This window comes from Streptomyces sp. NPDC012794, assembly GCF_042901085.1.
GTDB lineage: Bacteria > Actinomycetota > Actinomycetes > Streptomycetales > Streptomycetaceae > Streptomyces.
Window position 1 is genome coordinate 23,954 of sequence record NZ_JBIBCI010000014.1, and the last position, 15,324, is coordinate 39,277.

The 15,324-nt window shown below is 72.8% G+C and carries 16 protein-coding genes; 6 read left to right on the plus strand and 10 right to left on the minus strand.

The features are described 5' to 3' along the window. Window positions 1-43 precede the first annotated feature (43 nt). The 3 genes from ACFY7H_RS24160 to ACFY7H_RS24170 are packed head-to-tail and all read right to left on the minus strand — an operon-like array spanning window position 44 to window position 4,239. Window positions 44-1,144, minus strand: coding sequence for a glycine betaine/L-proline ABC transporter ATP-binding protein (locus ACFY7H_RS24160; RefSeq protein ID WP_388941333.1), 1,101 nt, complete (start codon window positions 1,142-1,144; stop codon window positions 44-46). After that, window positions 1,141-2,733, minus strand: coding sequence for a GMC family oxidoreductase (locus ACFY7H_RS24165; protein ID WP_388941771.1), 1,593 nt, complete (start codon window positions 2,731-2,733; stop codon window positions 1,141-1,143). The genes ACFY7H_RS24160 and ACFY7H_RS24165 overlap by 4 nt, the downstream gene beginning before the upstream one ends. A 21-nt stretch (window positions 2,734-2,754) precedes the next feature. Next, window positions 2,755-4,239: an aldehyde dehydrogenase family protein gene (locus ACFY7H_RS24170; protein WP_388941336.1), complete on the minus strand. Its 1,485-nt coding sequence runs from the start codon at window positions 4,237-4,239 to the stop codon at window positions 2,755-2,757. Window positions 4,240-4,477: 238 nt separating this feature from the next. On the opposite strand from ACFY7H_RS24170, the gene ACFY7H_RS24175 reads away from it, so the two are divergent. Together ACFY7H_RS24175 and ACFY7H_RS24180 are read left to right on the plus strand one after the other, a co-directional pair. Beyond that, a complete protein-coding gene (locus ACFY7H_RS24175; protein WP_388941339.1) occupies window positions 4,478-5,167 on the plus strand; it encodes a DUF6882 domain-containing protein in 690 nt (229 codons plus the stop codon). A gap of 149 nt (window positions 5,168-5,316) precedes the next feature. Beyond that, window positions 5,317-5,691, plus strand: a complete 375-nt coding sequence (locus ACFY7H_RS24180) for a VOC family protein (RefSeq protein WP_388941341.1) — start codon at window positions 5,317-5,319, stop codon at window positions 5,689-5,691. A gap of 150 nt (window positions 5,692-5,841) precedes the next feature. Here ACFY7H_RS24180 and ACFY7H_RS24185 read toward each other — a convergent pair whose 3' ends face one another. Next, window positions 5,842-6,450, minus strand: coding sequence for a DinB family protein (locus ACFY7H_RS24185; RefSeq protein ID WP_388941347.1), 609 nt, complete (start codon window positions 6,448-6,450; stop codon window positions 5,842-5,844). A gap of 227 nt (window positions 6,451-6,677) precedes the next feature. Between ACFY7H_RS24185 and ACFY7H_RS24190 the strand changes: the two genes are divergently transcribed. After that, entirely contained in the window at window positions 6,678-7,550 is an 873-nt protein-coding gene (locus tag ACFY7H_RS24190; protein ID WP_388941350.1) for an oxaloacetate decarboxylase, read from the plus strand. Then, window positions 7,547-7,801, plus strand: a complete 255-nt coding sequence (locus tag ACFY7H_RS24195) for a hypothetical protein (protein ID WP_388941353.1) — start codon at window positions 7,547-7,549, stop codon at window positions 7,799-7,801. Before ACFY7H_RS24190 ends, ACFY7H_RS24195 begins: the two co-directional genes overlap by 4 nt. 81 nt (window positions 7,802-7,882) lie before the next feature. On the opposite strand, the gene ACFY7H_RS24200 is transcribed toward ACFY7H_RS24195, so the two are convergent. Further along, window positions 7,883-8,854, minus strand: coding sequence for a GlxA family transcriptional regulator (locus tag ACFY7H_RS24200; RefSeq protein ID WP_388941355.1), 972 nt, complete (start codon window positions 8,852-8,854; stop codon window positions 7,883-7,885). A gap of 99 nt (window positions 8,855-8,953) precedes the next feature. Here ACFY7H_RS24200 and ACFY7H_RS24205 point away from each other — a divergent pair, with 99 nt between their 5' ends. Together ACFY7H_RS24205 and ACFY7H_RS24210 are read left to right on the plus strand one after the other, a co-directional pair. Next, entirely contained in the window at window positions 8,954-9,367 is a 414-nt protein-coding gene (locus ACFY7H_RS24205; protein WP_388941359.1) for a hypothetical protein, read from the plus strand. Window positions 9,368-9,446: 79 nt separating this feature from the next. Further along, the gene (locus ACFY7H_RS24210) at window positions 9,447-10,505 is read left to right on the plus strand and encodes a HEAT repeat domain-containing protein (RefSeq protein ID WP_388941362.1); all 1,059 of its coding nucleotides are present in this window, start codon (window positions 9,447-9,449) and stop codon (window positions 10,503-10,505) included. Window positions 10,506-10,578: 73 nt separating this feature from the next. Here the strand turns inward: ACFY7H_RS24210 and ACFY7H_RS24215 are convergent, their stop codons facing one another. The 5 genes from ACFY7H_RS24215 to ACFY7H_RS24235 all read right to left on the minus strand — a co-directional run bounded on the left by ACFY7H_RS24215 (window position 10,579) and on the right by ACFY7H_RS24235 (window position 15,127). After that, window positions 10,579-10,962 carry a VOC family protein gene (locus ACFY7H_RS24215; protein WP_388941365.1) on the minus strand — a complete coding sequence of 128 codons (384 nt, stop codon included), beginning with the start codon at window positions 10,960-10,962 and terminating at the stop codon, window positions 10,579-10,581. A 170-nt stretch (window positions 10,963-11,132) separates the two neighbouring features. After that, window positions 11,133-12,455, minus strand: coding sequence for a crotonyl-CoA carboxylase/reductase (ccrA, locus tag ACFY7H_RS24220; protein WP_388941368.1), 1,323 nt, complete (start codon window positions 12,453-12,455; stop codon window positions 11,133-11,135). A 96-nt stretch (window positions 12,456-12,551) separates the two neighbouring features. Continuing rightward, the gene (locus ACFY7H_RS24225) at window positions 12,552-13,136 is read right to left on the minus strand and encodes an isochorismatase family protein (protein WP_388941372.1); all 585 of its coding nucleotides are present in this window, start codon (window positions 13,134-13,136) and stop codon (window positions 12,552-12,554) included. 115 nt (window positions 13,137-13,251) lie between these two features. Beyond that, complete coding sequence (locus tag ACFY7H_RS24230; RefSeq protein WP_388941375.1) at window positions 13,252-14,673, minus strand: MFS transporter; 1,422 nt, start codon at window positions 14,671-14,673, stop codon at window positions 13,252-13,254. 19 nt (window positions 14,674-14,692) lie between these two features. Further along, a complete protein-coding gene (locus ACFY7H_RS24235; protein WP_388941378.1) occupies window positions 14,693-15,127 on the minus strand; it encodes a MarR family winged helix-turn-helix transcriptional regulator in 435 nt (144 codons plus the stop codon). Window positions 15,128-15,324 lie beyond the last annotated feature (197 nt).

Below are 15,324 nucleotides of genomic sequence, written 5' to 3' on the forward strand. Positions count from 1 at the left end.
CCCCCGGTGCCGGGGGCGGGGACGGCGGGTCGGGCGGTGCCGATCATGCCGCCGCCTTCCGTCCGGTGCCGGCCGGGATCCCGGCCACCACCGCGAGCAGCGCCGCCTCGTCGACCACGCCCAGGCACCGGCCGTGGTCGACGACCCGGACCGGGCCGCCGCTGCGGACGACGGCCTCGATGGCGTCGGCCACCGTGGTGGCGGGGGCCAGCGCGGGGCCCTGCCCGGCCGCGTCCCCGATCGCGGGGCGCATGGCGCTGCGTACGGTGAGCACCTGCTCGCGGGGGACGTCGCGGACGAAGTCCCGTACGTAGTCGTCGGCCGGCGAGCCGACGATCTCCTCGGGCGTGCCGAGCTGCACGATGCGGCCGTCCCGCATCAGCGCGATGCGGTCACCCAGGCGCAGGGCCTCGGCCAGGTCGTGGGTGATGAAGACCATGGTGCGGCCCTCCTCGTGGTGGAGCCGGGCGACCTCGTCCTGCATCTCGCGCCGGATGAGGGGATCGAGCGCGCTGAACGGCTCGTCGAACAGGAGCACTTCGGGGTCGGCGGCGAGGGCCCGGGCGAGCCCGACGCGCTGCTGCTGGCCGCCCGACAGCTGTCCGGGGCGTCGCTCCTCGAGTCCGGCGAGGCCGACCTTCTCGACCACCTCGGCGGCCTTCCCGCGGCGTTCGGCACGGCCGACGCCCTGGATCTCCAGGCCGTAGGCGACGTTGTCCAGGACACTGCGGTGCGGCAGCAGTCCGAAGTGCTGGAAGACCATGGCGGCCCGGTGGCGGCGCAGTTCGCGCAGCCGGCCGGCGTCCATCGCGAGGACGTCCTCACCGTCGAGGGCGACGGCCCCGGCCGTGGGCTCGATCAGCCGGGTGAGGCACCGTACGAGGGTGGACTTGCCCGAACCGGACAGGCCCATCACCACGAAGACCTCGCCCTTGCGGACGTCGAAGGAGACGTCGCGGACGGCCGCCGTGCAGCCGGTGCGCTCGCGCAGTTCCGCCGCCGGCAGCCCGGCGTCGCCGGAACCGGGGACCTTCTCGGCCGCGCCCTTGGGGCCGAAGACCTTCCAGAGGCCCTCCACCGAGAAGACGGGGGCGTCGCCGGCGGAGCCGGCGGAAGCGTCGGGGCTGGTGTTCACCGGGCTCACCGGGTACCGCCTTCCACGGCCAGCAGCTCGGCGGCCTTCTCGCCCACCATCAGCACCGCGATCATCGGGTTCACCGCGGTCATCGTCGGGAAGACGGACGCGTCCGCGATCCGGACGCCGTCGAGGCCGCGCACCCTGAGGTCGGGTCCCACCACGGCGGCGGGGTCCTCGGGGTCGCCCATCCTGCACGTACCCGCCGGGTGGTAGACGGTGTGGGCGACCGAGCGGGCGTAGGCGCTCAGCGCCTCGTCGTCGGTGATCTCCGGCCCGGGGCAGACCTCCCGCTTCAGCCAGCCGGCCAGCGGCTCGGTCGCCGCTATCTCCCGGGCGAGCTTGATGCCGTCCACGAGGGTACGGCCGTCGTAGTCCTCCTCGTCCGTGAAGTAACGGAAGTCCAGGGCGGGTTTGACCTCGGGGTCCGCGCTGGTCAGGTAGAGGCGGCCGCGGCTGCGGGGCTTGGGGATGTTGGGGGTCATCGACACCCCGTGCGCGGGCCGTTCGTAGCCGACGCGCTCCGGGTTGTCGGTGAAGGGCACCTGGTAGAAGTGGAACATCAGGTCGGGTCCCTCGGACCGGGGGTCGCGCCGCACGAACAGTCCGGCGTCGCTGTCCATCGCCGAGTTCTCCGGGATCGGGCCGTCGGTCTCCCAGACGATCACAGACTCGGGGTGGTCGAGCAGGTTCTCGCCCACTCCGGGCAGGTCGTGCACCGCGGGGATGCCGAGGGCCTCCAGGTCGGCGCGGGGGCCTATGCCGGAGTGCAGCAGCAGGCGCGGGGTGTCGACGGCGCCCGCGCAGACCACCACCTCCCGGCGTGCGGTGATCAGCGACCGCGTGCCGTCCTGCGACCGGACGTGCACCCCGCGTACCCGGGTACCGTCGAGTTCGAGGCGGTACGCCCACGTCTCCAGGAGGATGCGGAGGTTGGGACGGTCGTCCATCACGGGGTGGAGGTAGGCCACCGAGGCGGAGGAGCGCTTGTTGTCCTCCGGGTGGTAGGCGAGGTCGAAGAAGCCGGCTCCCTCGTGGAACGGCTTGCGGTTGAACCCCTCGACGAGCGGGACGCCGAGGGCCGCTCTCGCGGAGTCGACGAAGTCGCGGGCGATGGCGTTGCGGTCCTTCTCGGCCACCGGGACGATGTTGTTGAGGAGCTTGTCGAAGTACGGCTCCATGGCGGCGGCGTGCCAGCCCTCGGCACCCTCCCGCGCCCACTCGTCCCAGTCCGACGGCAGCGGCTTGAAAGCGATGAGGGTGTTGTGCGAGGAGCAGCCGCCGAGGACGCGGGCGCGGCTGTGCCGGATGTGGGAATTGCCGCGCGGCTGCTCGGTGGTGGGGTAGTCGTAGTCGAGCTCGCCGCCCAGCAGGCCCGTCCAGCGGCGCAGGGTGAGCACGTCGGGCCGGTCGACGTCGCTGGGACCGCCCTCGATCACGGCGACGGTGGTGCCGGGGTCCTCGCTCAGGCGGGACGCGATGACGGAGCCGGCGGTGCCGCCGCCGATGACGACGTAGTCGTACTCGTACTCGTGGTGGGGCTCGTGGTCCCGGCCGGGCGCGGCGGCCGCGGCACCGGGGTGCGTGTTCCTGTCGATGGTGATGGGTCTCCTCCTCCTTCAGCCCGCGAACCAGCGCACGGGGCGCGGAGCGAGGTTCTGGTACACGTGCTTGGTCTCGCGGTACTCGGCCAGGCCCGCCGGGCCCAGCTCGCGGCCCGTGCCGGACTTCCCGAAGCCGCCCCACTCCGCCTGCGGGAGGTAGGGGTGGAAGTCGTTGATCCAGACGGTGCCGTGCCGCATCCGGCCCGCGACCCGGCGGGCCCGGCCCTGGTCTGCGGTCCACACCGCGCCGGCGAGTCCGTACTCGGTGTCGTTGGCGAGCGCGACGGCCTCGTCCTCCGTGTGGAAGGTCTCGACCGTCAGCACCGGGCCGAAGACCTCCTCCCGCACCACCCGCATCCCGCGGTGGCAGCCGTCCAGGACCGTCGGCCGGTAGAAGTAGCCGGGCCCGTCCGGGCGGGAGCCCCCGGAGCGCACCACCGCGCCCTCGGCCAGGGCGGAGTCCACGTACTCCTGGGTCCGCGCGAGCTGCGCCGCGGAGACCAGGGGCCCGCATTCGACGCCCGGGTCGGTGCCGCGGCCGAGGCGGATCCGGTCGGCCCGGCGGGCGAGTTCGGAGACGAAGCGCTGGGCGATCCGGTCCTCGACGATGAGCCGGGAGCCGGCGGAGCAGACCTGGCCGCTGTGCATGAAGGCGGCGTTGAGGGCCTGGTCGACGGCGGTGTCGAAGCCCTCCTCGGTGGTGCAGGCGTCGGCGAAGACCACGTTCGGGTTCTTGCCGCCGAGTTCGAGGGCGACCTTCTTCACGGAATCGGCCGCCGCGCGCATGACCTTCGTACCGCTGGCGAGGCCGCCCGTGAAGGACACGAGGTCGACATCGGGGTGGGCGGAGAGGCGGGCGCCGACGGGGTCCCCGGCGCCGGTCACCAGATTGGCGACACCGGCCGGCAGGCCCGCCTCGGCGAGCAGGCGGATGAGCTCCACCGTGGACAGGGGGGTGATCTCGCTCGGTTTGAGGACGAAGGTGTTGCCCGCGGCGAGGGCCGGGGCGATCTTCCAGCTGGCCTGGAGCAGCGGATAGTTCCACGGGGTGATCAGCGCGCAGACACCGACCGGTTCGTGGACGACGACGCTGTGGATGTCGGGGGAGCCGGCGTCGACCACGCGACCGGCGCTCTCGGCGGCGACCAGGTCCGCGAAGTACCGGAAGGCGTCGCTGACGCAGTCCACGTCCACCCGCCCCTCCTCCAGGGTCTTGCCCGCGTCCCGGCTCTCCACCAGCGCGATGCGCTCGCGGTCGCGCTGGAGCAGCTTGGCAGTGCGCCGCAGCAGGGCGGCACGCTCCGCGACCGGCGTCCCGGACCACTCGCCACCGTCGAAAGCGGCCCGGGCGGCACTGACCGCGGCGTCGGCGTCCGCGGCACCGCCCTCGGCGGCGAGCGCCAGGACGCTCCCGTCCGCCGGGTCCAGGACCTCACGGGTGGCTCCCGAGAGGGCGGACCGCCAGGTCCCGGCGATGTGGATGGTTCTCGGCTCCGACACGACGCGCTGTACCTCCGCTTCCGGCACCACGGCTCGCCCGCGGTGCACGCTGCTTCGGCCCCCCTGCCCTGCCGCATGCCACACATGCCCCTTCCGTAACGGGAAGTGACGGGAGTCACGCCGAGTGGCGCGCTCCGTGACGATGTCGCCTTCCGCGTGACGTGACGTGGGCCACCGCGTCCGCGCGGGACGACGGCACCGGCTGGTGGTGGAAGGGGCCGCCTCGTAGGGTCGGGACATGATCAGCGAGTTCAGTGACCCCTTCCTCCTCGAAGCCGAACGGCACGCCGCCTGGGGAGCGGCCCAGCTCGAAGCCCTGACGGGGTTCCTGCCCGAAGGGCCGTGGACCGCCGACCTGCCGTCCTGCCTCTACCGGCAGGGCGGACGGGAGCTGCGCGTGGCCGTGCTGGGCACCTACGACATGGACGAGCGGTCCTGGATGTGGGGTTGGGCCAACCCCGGCCTGCGGGGGAGCGAGGTGGTCGCCCTCACCGCGGCGATCGAGCGGTACGGCAGGGCGCACGGCATACCCGAACTGACCGCGGAGGTCGTGGACCTGTCCGGATTCGAAGACCCCCGGCGCGCGGCCGAGATGCTCGCCTTCACCGGAATGGGAGTGACCGGTGCGCCCGGCTACATGGGGCTCCCGGCGGGACCGGGTACCCAGGTCTACTTCCTGCCCGACGACCCGCAGGTCCCGCGCGCCGGCCTGGAACCGGCCGGCCTGCCGCGGACGCTGCTCACCGGCGCCGGCCTCATCGGCCGCTCGGCACCCCACGTGGTCGGCGGCTACTTCGACCACCACGGCGTGCCGCACCGTACGGAGGGCGACCGGATCCTCGCCGACCTGCCGGGCGGCGGCGCGGTCGGGGTCCGCTTCGACCCGCTCGGCCGGATCGCGGGCGTGGAGGTCAAGGTCCTCCCCTGAACGCCGGGCGGCGCGGTGGCCGACGGGCCCGCACCCGGTCACCCGCCGGGACCGCCTGCCGACCGTCAGGCATGCCCGCCGCGGGGACGGGTACGACCCCTCACGGACAGACGGGCCGCGCGGGGCGGCCGGGTGAGAGGGTGTCGGAAGTGATTCGAAAGCTGCAGGCGATCGCGCTGGACTGCGCCGATCCGGTACGGCTCGCGGAGTTCTACGCGGGTCTGCTCGGCGGCCGCGTGGTCCAGGACCCGGACGATCCCGACTGGGTCGAGGTGCACGGCTTCGAGGGGACGCCGCTGGCCTGCCAGCGGGTGGACGGCTACCGGCCGCCCGAATGGCCCGGCCAGCGGCATCCGCAGCAGATGCACCTGGACTTCGACGTCGACGACCTCGACGGGGAGGAGAAGCGGGCGCTGGCCCTCGGCGCGACCGTGCTGGAACGGACGGACCAACTCCGCGCGGAGGCCAACTGGCGGGTCTACGCGGACCCGGCCGGCCATCCGTTCTGCCTCTGTTTCCACTGACAGCCGGCGACGGCGGGACGTTCTGACCCGTCGGCGGGGGGGGGGGGGGGCCCCCCCCCCCGGGGGGGGGCCCCCCCCGGCCCCCCGGGGGGGGGGGGGGGGGGGGCCCCCCCCGCGGGGGGGCCCCCCCCCCCCCGCGGCCCGCTCGGTTCAGGCCGGTCCGGGCCGGCCCTGCTTGGCCTGGGCCTGCCGGGCGGAAGCCTCCAGCCTGTGCCAGTACCCCTCGTACCAGGCTTCGTCGCCGCCCGCCATGTTGCTGTTGGCCTCGCGCATGCCGACGTTGCCGTCGATCAGCTCGCGGACGATGTCGGCGTGGCCGGCGTGCCGGTGCGTCTCGGCCGTCACGTGCAGCATGATCCGCTGAAGCGTCACCCCGCCCGTCTCCCCCCACCACGCGACGTGGCCCATCGCGTCGAGCGGCAGCTCCTCGATCGTCGCGTCCGCGTGCGCCCAGGCGCGGTGGTAGAGGCCGAGGACGTCCTCACGCGACTCGTCGGCCGTCGCCCACATGTCGGCGTTGGGCTCGGCGTCGTCCTCGTACCAGAGGAGGTACTCGCCGTGCGGGCGGGCGAAGGCCGGACCGAAGTACCCGAGCTCGACGCCGGCGAGGTGCTTGACGAGACCGAGGAGATTGGTGCCGGTCCGTGTCAGAGGACGGCGGACGTCGTACTCGGAGAGACCGTCCAGCTTCCAGACGACGGCTTCGCGGGCCGACCTGAGGTAGCGGTGCAGGTCGTCCTTGGGGTCATTGGGCTTCATGGGACCGAGTCTCGCACCGCCCACCGACCGGGTCGCAAGCCGTTTGCGCCGTCAGCAGCCGGGTCCCCAGTGACGTTTCTGTGGTGAACGCGATGGGCCATTGGGGTGAGTAAAGCCTTGGTATGTGTAGAGCAGCGAGATGGTCAGGAAATGATCAGTTTTGGGTAAAGCGGTGCCACCTCGGAGGCGCCTCCCAGCCCATTGCCTACCACCTCGAGGAGCTGACGATGAGTTACGGGAACAAGCTGCGCGCCCGGATCGCCGAACCGGGCACCACCCCCCTGATCGGCGTCTACGACATGTACTCCGCCTCGGTCACCGCCGACCACTACGACGGGATGTTCGTCTCCGGCTTCGGGTTCGCCGCCTCCCACTACGGCCTGCCCGACATCGGGTTCATCGCCTGGCCCGACATGCTGGCCTTCGTCCAGCGGTTGCGCGGTGCCTTCCCCCAGCACCACCTGCTGGTCGACATCGACGACGGCTACACCGACGTCGAGGTCGCCTGCCACGTGGTGGAAGGGCTGGAACGCATCGGCGCCTCCGGGGTGATCCTGGAGGACCAGAAGCGTCCGCGCAGGTGCGGGCACGCGGACGGCAAGCAGGTCCTGCCGCTCACCGAGTACCTGGAGAAACTGCGGGCCGTCCTCGAGACCCGGAAGGACATGGTCGTCGTCGCCCGCACGGACGCCACCGAGGAGAGCGACATCCTCCACCGCGCCGAGGCCCTCGCCGCCACGGACGCCGATGTCGTCCTGGTCGACGGGGTACGCAGCGTCGAGTGGATCCGCAGGATCCGCGAGGTGGTCGGCTCCAAGCCGCTGCTGTTCAACCAGATCGCCGGCGGCAAGTCCCCGCGGCTCTCCCTCGGCGAGCTGACCGACCTCGGCATCGACGTGGCCATCTACAGCACCCCCTGCCTCTTCGCCGCGCACCAGGCGATGGACGCCGCGCTGACGCAACTGCGGCTCGCCGACGGGCGGCTGCCCGACGCGGGAGAATCCGCCGCGATCGGCGTCCCCGAATCCACGAGGCTCCTGGCCAGGAACATCAGCCGGCACCAGCCGGTACCGGCCGCACGCGAGAGCGCCCACGCGTGAACGGCGCACGCGTACGGGCCGCCGCCTACCTGGCCGTGACCATGGCCTGGGGGAGCACCACACCCGCAGCCGCCGGCGGCAGCCTGATCACCGTCATCGACAATTCCCACGCCGATTCCGTCGTCGAGGTCGACCGGGCCGCCAACATCCAGAGCGGAAGCGGCAGCGCCGGAAGTGACCAGGACGGCAGCGCCGTCGACGTCATCGGCGCCCTCCTCCCCCGGGCACGCTCCGGCGGGGACAACGCCTGAGGGCAGTCCGCAGCGGGCCCGGCAACAGCCCGCTGCGGACGCGCCCGGCGCGGCGCTACCAGGCCGGGCGGAGCCCGCCGGTCAGGGGGAGGCGGGGCGCATCACGGCGCGGTAGGCGGAAGGGGTGATGCCGTAGTGCGCGGCGAAGGCCTTGCGCAGAGCTTCCGGCGTCCCCAGGCCGCAGCGCGCGGCCACGGAAGCGACCGGCAGGGTCGTCGAGGCGAGGAGCTGCGCGGCGGTCTCGACCCGGACCAGGCGTACGTAGCGGCCCGGGGACCGGCCCAGGTGCTGGGTGAACAGCCGCGCGAGGTGCCGCGCCGTCATGCCCGCCCGCGCGGCGAGGGCCTCCGTACCGAGGTCGCCGGCGGGATGGGCGGCGATGTACTCGACCAGCGCCCGGACCGTGTCGTCGCGCGGTGCCGGCGTCGCGGTGAAGAGGCTCATCTGCGCCTGGTTGCCCGGCCGTTGCAAGTAGACGACCAGATGGCGGGCCACCTGCCGGGCCAGCTCGGCGCCGTGGTCCTCCTCGATGAAGGCCAGGGTCAGGTCCAGCGCGCTGGTGATGCCGGCCGCCGTGTACACGTTCCCGTCCCGGATCCACAGCGGTGCCGGGTCGACCGAGACCTCCGGATGCAGGGCGGCCAGGTGGGGCGCGAACCGCCAGTGCGTGGTGGCCCGCCTGCCCGCGAGGATCCCGGCGGCCGCCAGGATGCCCGCACCCGTGCACACCGACGCCACCCGGCGGCACTCCCGGGCCAGCCTCCTGACGTGGCCCACGAGCCGGGGATCGGCGGCGGCTCGCTCGACCCCCGTGCCACCGGAGACGATCAGCGTGTCGAGCGGCCCCTTCGTACGCTCCAGCGCGGCGTCGCTGCCGAGCGCGAGACCGGTACCGCACCGGACGGGGCCACCGCCCGGGGCGACCACCCGTACCGCGTAGGGCGTCCCCGGAGCACCGAGTTCGTTGGCCATCGCCAGCCCGGTCGTCACGCACGCGATGTCCAGCAGCTCGGCCGCTTCGTACGCGACCACGACGACCGCACGCTCCCCCATGGGCGCGACCTTATGCCAGACGGACGCGCACCCCAACAGAACGGACCCGACGGCTCCCACGCGCCCCCTGATCCGGTGCCGGCCGGGAGAGTGGGTGCCATGACGCTCAGTTCTCTCGCACACCGATGGCCCACCGTGCTGGCGCTCGCCCTCGTGGTGGTCACCTTCGTGGACGGTCTCCCGCCGACCGGCTTCCTGGCGGCGCTCCTGGTGGTCATGCCCCTGTGCTACCTGGCGTTCGGCGCGGCCCGTCACGAGTTCCGCGGCCGCCGGACACTGGGCATCCAGCTGGCCGGCCTGGCGGGCTTCGGCGCCCTGGCCCTCGCGGTCCTGGCCGTTGGCGACCGGTACGCCCTGTGGGTCCTGGCCGCCGGCTGGTTCGCGCACGCGGCCTGGGACCTCGCCCACCACCGTTCGGGGGCCGTGGTACCACGGGTCTGGTCGGAGTGGTGCGGTGTCGTCGACGCGGCGGGCGCGACGGCGATCGTGGTGCTGGCACTGGCAGCCCCGTGACGGCCTGCCGCCCTCGCGACCGGCGGTCGTACCGGCAGACCTACACTGAGCCGCGGGGACGGCAGGGGGGAGCACGATCGTGGGCGCCGACGAGCCGCTGCCGCTGCGCGAGGCCGTCGATTCGGGCTCACCGGCGCTGGTCGAGCAGCTCCTGGACGCCGGTGTCCTCGGCCGGTACGGCCGCCCGGAGCTCCTGGAGATGCGCGATCGCGCGCGCCACTGGTACGAGGCGGGCGCCGAGAGCGAGCTGCGGCGCCGTACGGGTTCCCGGGACGCCGTCGTCCGTACCCGGGTCCAGGACGACGAGTACCACGGGGTCGACGAGCTCACCCTCGGCGGGATGACCGTACGGGACGGACACGCGGCGATACTCACGAAGCTGGAGGAACTGCTCGGCCTCCGCACGCCGTTCGAGGAGCTGATGCGGCGCGCGTTGCTCCACGGCCGGGACCACAGCGCATGGGGCACGGTCACCATCCTGCTGGCCCACCGGCGCGACCGGGAGACCTGGACGGCGGCGGAGGCCCTGCGCACGCGTCCGGACCCCGCCCACCGGTTGTTCGGCGCCGAGGTGCTCCGGCTGACCCGTCTCTTCGACGAGAGCGACGAGGACGCGTTCGCGGGCCCCTCTCTGGACGTCCTCACCGATTGGCCGGCCCGGGAGACGGACCCGGCCGTGCTCGCCGAGGTGCTCAAGGCGCTCGGGGCGCACAGCGATCCGCGGGCCGACGCCGTCATCCTCGCCCACGCCGGCCATCACGATGCCGGCGTACGGCGGGAGGTGGCGAACGGCTTCGGCACCTGGACCGAGCCGCCCGGCTTCTCCGACGAAGTCCGTGAGGCACTGCTGGTGCTGATGACGGACCCCGACGCACGGGTACGCCAGGGCGCCTGCCTCACGGCCGGCCGGGACAGGGGCCGCGATCCCGTCCTGGCCGATGCCATGGCTGCTCGGCTGGACGACGCGGACCGCCGGGTCCAGGTCGCCGCCGTGTACGGTCTGGCCCGGCACGAGGACGAACGGTGCGTGGCGGCGGCCCGCCGCCTGGGGCCGCCGCGGCCCGGCCCCAACGCCCTCGACGAGGAGTACTCCCTCGACGAGGCCCGCCGCTACGCGTGGCGCCGCGACGGCCGATGACGCTCCCGCGGTGCGCGGCGCGGGGGCGTCCCGGCTGTCGCCGACGGTCACGCGTAGCGGCGGGCCGTGGCGATCAGGACGGCTCCGCGCCCCGGTCGGATTCACCGCGCAGGACGCAGAACTCGTTGCCTTCGGGGTCCGCGAGGACGGCCCACCCCGAGCCGTCGGGGTTGCGGAGGTCGTCGACCAGGGTGGCACCCAGACCCAGCAGCCGTTCGACCTCCTCCTCCCGCGAGGTCTCCGGACGCAGGCACAGGTGGAGCCTGTTCTTGGCCCTCTTCGGCTCGGGCACCTGATTGAAGTACAGCACCGGCCCCGCCGGCAGCATCACCTGCGTCTCCCCGTCTCCCGGCTTGTCCTCGGGATGCAACGGGTGGCCGGTCACCCCGCTCCAGAACCGGGCCAGCTCATAGGCATCCGCACAGTCGATCGCCACGTTCTGCACTACCGAAACCATGACGATGATCATGCCTGAGCGGCCTCCGGCCGGCCACCGGCGTGCCCCGCGGCACCCGGATCCGATGACGAGGGCGCGCGGCTCGGGGCGGGCCGGCGCCCTCGCCGCCGGAGGCGGCCAGGACGGCCCGCCGCCCCGGGGCCCGACAGCCCCGCACGCGCCGCGCGGCATCAGCTCCGGAACAGCTGGAACCGCTCCTCGCCCACGCGGGCGCGCGCCCGCGCGTCGGTCACGCCGAGTCCGGGCCGGGGTGCGATGCCGAGCACACCGACCTTGCCGAGGTGCTCGTTCACCTGCACGCTGCGCGCCGCCTCCCCGGCGTCGTCCAGGGCGTAGGTGGCGGACAGCGCCGGGAGGACCTTGCCCATCCCGATGAGCCGGTTGGTCTCCCACTGCTCGTCCAGGTTGGCGCCGTGACTGCCGATGATGTTCTTCAGCTTCATCCACAGGTAGCGGTTGTCGTACTGGTGGTCGTATCCGGTGCTGGACCCGCAGGTGACCACGGTGCCGCCGCGGCGCGCCAGGAAGACCGAGGCGGCGAAGGTCGCCTTGCCGACGTGCTCGAAGACGATGTGCGGATCCTCGCCGACCGCGTCGCGGATCGCCTTGCCCAGCTTCTTCCACCCCTCGGGCCGCTGGAGCATCGTGCGGTCGCCCCGCTCGATCGCGGAGCGGTCGATGACCGCCTCGCAGCCGAGTTTGCGCAGGACCTCCGCCTTCTCGGCGGAGCTGACGACACCGACGGGGATGCCGCCGCCGTTGCGCACCAACTGCACGGCGTACGCGCCCAGTCCACCGGTCGCGCCCCAGATGAGGACCACGTCGCCCTGCTTCATGCGGGCACCGCGGTCGCTGACGAGCATCCGGTACGCCGTGCCCGCGCACAGCGGGTTGGCGGCGGCCTCCTCCCAGGTGAGCAGGGCGGGTTTGGGGAGCAGCTGGCTGGCCCGTACGACGGTGTACTCTGCCAGGCCCCCGAAGTTGGTCTCGAACCCCCAGGCGCGCTGGTCCTCGCCGAGCATGCCGTCCCGGTGGGTGGCCGGGTCCTGCTCGTCGACGTAGGCCGTGCCGATGACGACGTGGTCGCCCGCGTTCCAGCGGCGCACGGCCGAGCCGGTGCGCACCACCACGCCCGAGGCGTCGGAACCGAGGACGTGGTACGGCAGGTCGTGGCGCGCGTCCCAGCCGCCGCGCCGGCCCATCTGCTCCAGGAATCGGAAGGTGGGGACCGGTTCGAAGGTGGCCGACCACACGGTGTTGAAGTTGATGGCGCCGGCCATCACCGCGACCAGCACCTCGTCGGGCGCGAGTTCGGGCAGGGGGACCTCTTCGACGTGCATCGACTTGCGCACGTCCTTGTCCGTGACGCCGTCGAACATCCCGGTCTGGTCCTTGTGGATGGTCACCGCCTTCATGTGGCTGGGCAGCGGCAGGTTCAGCAGCTCTTCACCGCCGCGTCCTGCGATCACGGCGTCTGCGAGGGGCGTACTCATGGGATCTCCATCGGGTGTGGGGAGGGATCGGGAGTGCCGGGGGTCTGCGCCGGCCCCGCGGCGTGCCGCACGGGGCGGCCGGCCGCGCGGACCGCCTCAGCGCTGTGCGGCTTTCAGCGCCGTGAGCACGGCGTCGGTCGAGTCGACGCGGGCGATCATCGGCAGGATCTTCTTGGTCGCGAACTCCTGGTGCTCGGCGGAGAACGTGCTGGTCGCGTCCTCGGCGACGATCACGTGGTAGCCGTGCTCGTAGGCGAACCGGGCGGTGGACTCGACGGCGAGGTTGGTGGCGACACCGGTGAGGACGAGCTCGTCGATGCCGCGGCGGCGCATCTGGATGTCCAGTTCGGTGCCGGTGAAGGCCCCCCACTGGCGCTTGGTGATGAGCAGGTCGTTGGGGTGCGCCGCGAGCTCGGGCGAGAGCCGCGAGAACTCGGGGTGCAGGGCCGGCGGGTTGTGCGGCACGTCGGCGCGCGGCTGGAGGGCGGCGCCGCCGTCGGGCCCGTGGGCGACGTTGACCAGGACGACGGGCATGCGGGCCGCGCGGAAGGCGTGGGCCAGGCGGGCACTGTTGCCGACGACCTGGGCGGCCGGGTGGGGCTGCAGCGGGAGTCCGAGGATGCCCTGCTGCACGTCGAGCACGACGAGGGCGGCCTTGGGGCTGAGTTCCACGACGGGCATGGTGGTTCCTTTCCGATGGGTGCGAGAGGCGGGACGCGGGGCGCCGGGCGCGACGAAGTACGCCCGGGAGCGGTCGGCACCGGTACGTGCGTGCGCGTGCGGTGGGCGAGGTCCGTCAGCGGTGGTCGTCGCCCGGAACGCGCAGGTGCCGGGTGGTGACGGCGTTGAGCAGGAGGACGAGGCTGATCCCCGTGATGACGGCGGCCAGCAGGTGCAGCCCGGAGTCGTCGGCCCGGAGGCCGACGGCGATGCCGACCAGGGCCGAGGCGAGGTTGGCGCCGATGTACTGGGAGGTGCGCAGGAGTCCGGAGGCGGTGCCGATCTGCGCGGCCGGCGCGGTGCGGTACATCAGGGTCTGGTTGCCCAGGCTGTTGAAGCCGTTGGGCAGGCCGAGCACCGCGGCGATGACCAGGATCTGCCAGATCGGCACGCTCGACCCGAACAGGGCCAGTGCGGCGCTGCCCAGACACAGGGCGGCGGAGCCGGCGACCAGGACGGTGCGCAGGCCGCGCCGCACGAGCCGGGTGGCCCACATGGTGGTGACGATGCCGAGCACCGCCACGGGCAGCATGACCAGGCCCGACTGGGCCTCGGACAGGCCGCGCCCTTGCTGGAGCCACTGGGGCAGCGCGTAGGTGATGGAGTAGAAGACGACGTACGTCGCCATGCAGCGTACGTAGGTCGCGGCGAGCGGACGGTTGCGGGCGACCATGCGCAGGTCCACGAAGGGCCGGTGCGCGCGCAGTTCGCGCCACACGAGTGCGGCGGTCAGGACGACGAAGACGGCCAGCGCCCACCACCGCGGATGGTCGGGGAGGGAGAGCAGGAAGAGCATCAGCCCGGTCAGCTCGCCGGTGAACAGGGCCATGCCCGGCAGGTCGAGTTCGCGCAGGGTGACGGAGGCGCGCTTGGCGGGGTCGTCGGCGGGCAGCCACACCAGGGCCGTGATCATGGCGGCCAGGGCGAGCGGGACGTTGACCCAGAAGATGGCGCGCCAGTCCACGAGCTGTACGAGGACGCCGCCGAGCGGCGGGCCGAGGGCGACGGCGGCCTGGGAGGCGGCGGAGATGGCGCCGAGCCCGCCGGTGGGAGCCGCGCCCCGGCCAGCCGCCTGGGCGTCCGCCCGGAACCGGATCATCGACATGCCGGCCGGGTACGCGGCCGAGGTACCGATGCCCAGCACCACGCGTGCGGCGATCAGCCAGCCGAGGGTGGGCGCGAAGGGGGCCGCGGCGGCCGAGCCCAGGACCAGCGACAGGCCGATGCCGAAGATCCGGCGGGGGCCGAACGCGTCGGCCAGCCGGCCCATCGTGGGCTGGGCGACCGCGGTCGCCAGGTAGAGGCCGGAGACCAGCCAGACGACCGCGGCCCCGGCGTCGAAGGCCCGCTGTATGGAGAGCAGGGCCACCGCGAGCATCGAGGAGTTGAGGGCGTTGAGCATGGTGCCCAGGACGATCGGGGTGAGGAAGCCGAGCGGTGTGCGGGAGGGAGCGGAGGGAACCGGTTCTTTCGCGGTCCGCGCGGTGGGTAATGCCACGGTTCCCCCTTGGGGGTCTCTAGGTATCGGACAAGAGGTCGAGGAGCTTGTTCGCGGCGCTGAGGACTTCCCGCTCGACCTCCGTCAGCCGGGTGGCGATGGCCTGGGCGAGCCACGCGTCGCGTGACCGCCGGTCCGCCGCCACCAGGCTGCGGCCCGCGTCGGTGATCTCCATCAGGACTTGACGGCCGTCACGGGCGTGCGGCCGACGGGTGATCAGGCCGCGCTCCTCCAGGGCGGAGAGCTGGCGGGTGAGGGACTGCGGCTGGACACCCTCATGGGTGGCGAGTTCCTTGGGGCTGAGGGCGCCGACGCGGTCCAGCCGGCTCAGCACCGAGGCGCTGGTGAGCCCGAGGCCGTGTGCGGGGCGTTCCTGACGCATGCGCCGGCTGAGCGCGGACACGCTGTCGCGGGTCTGTCTGGCCAGGTCGATGGTGTCTTGATTGTCATCCACGAACGAAGCCTAGCTTATAAGCATGGCTTGGCATTTCGTCAACCCGGGGTGTCATGTGCCAGGCGCGCCGTCTCTTCGGTACGGGCCATGCGCCCGGGAATTGCCATGAAATCTGCAAGGAAAGGCAAAGCCTGGCCGAAAAGGAGGCCCCGGATCCCGGGTGTGACGCTGCTCGCATTTACTTCGCTGTACTGACC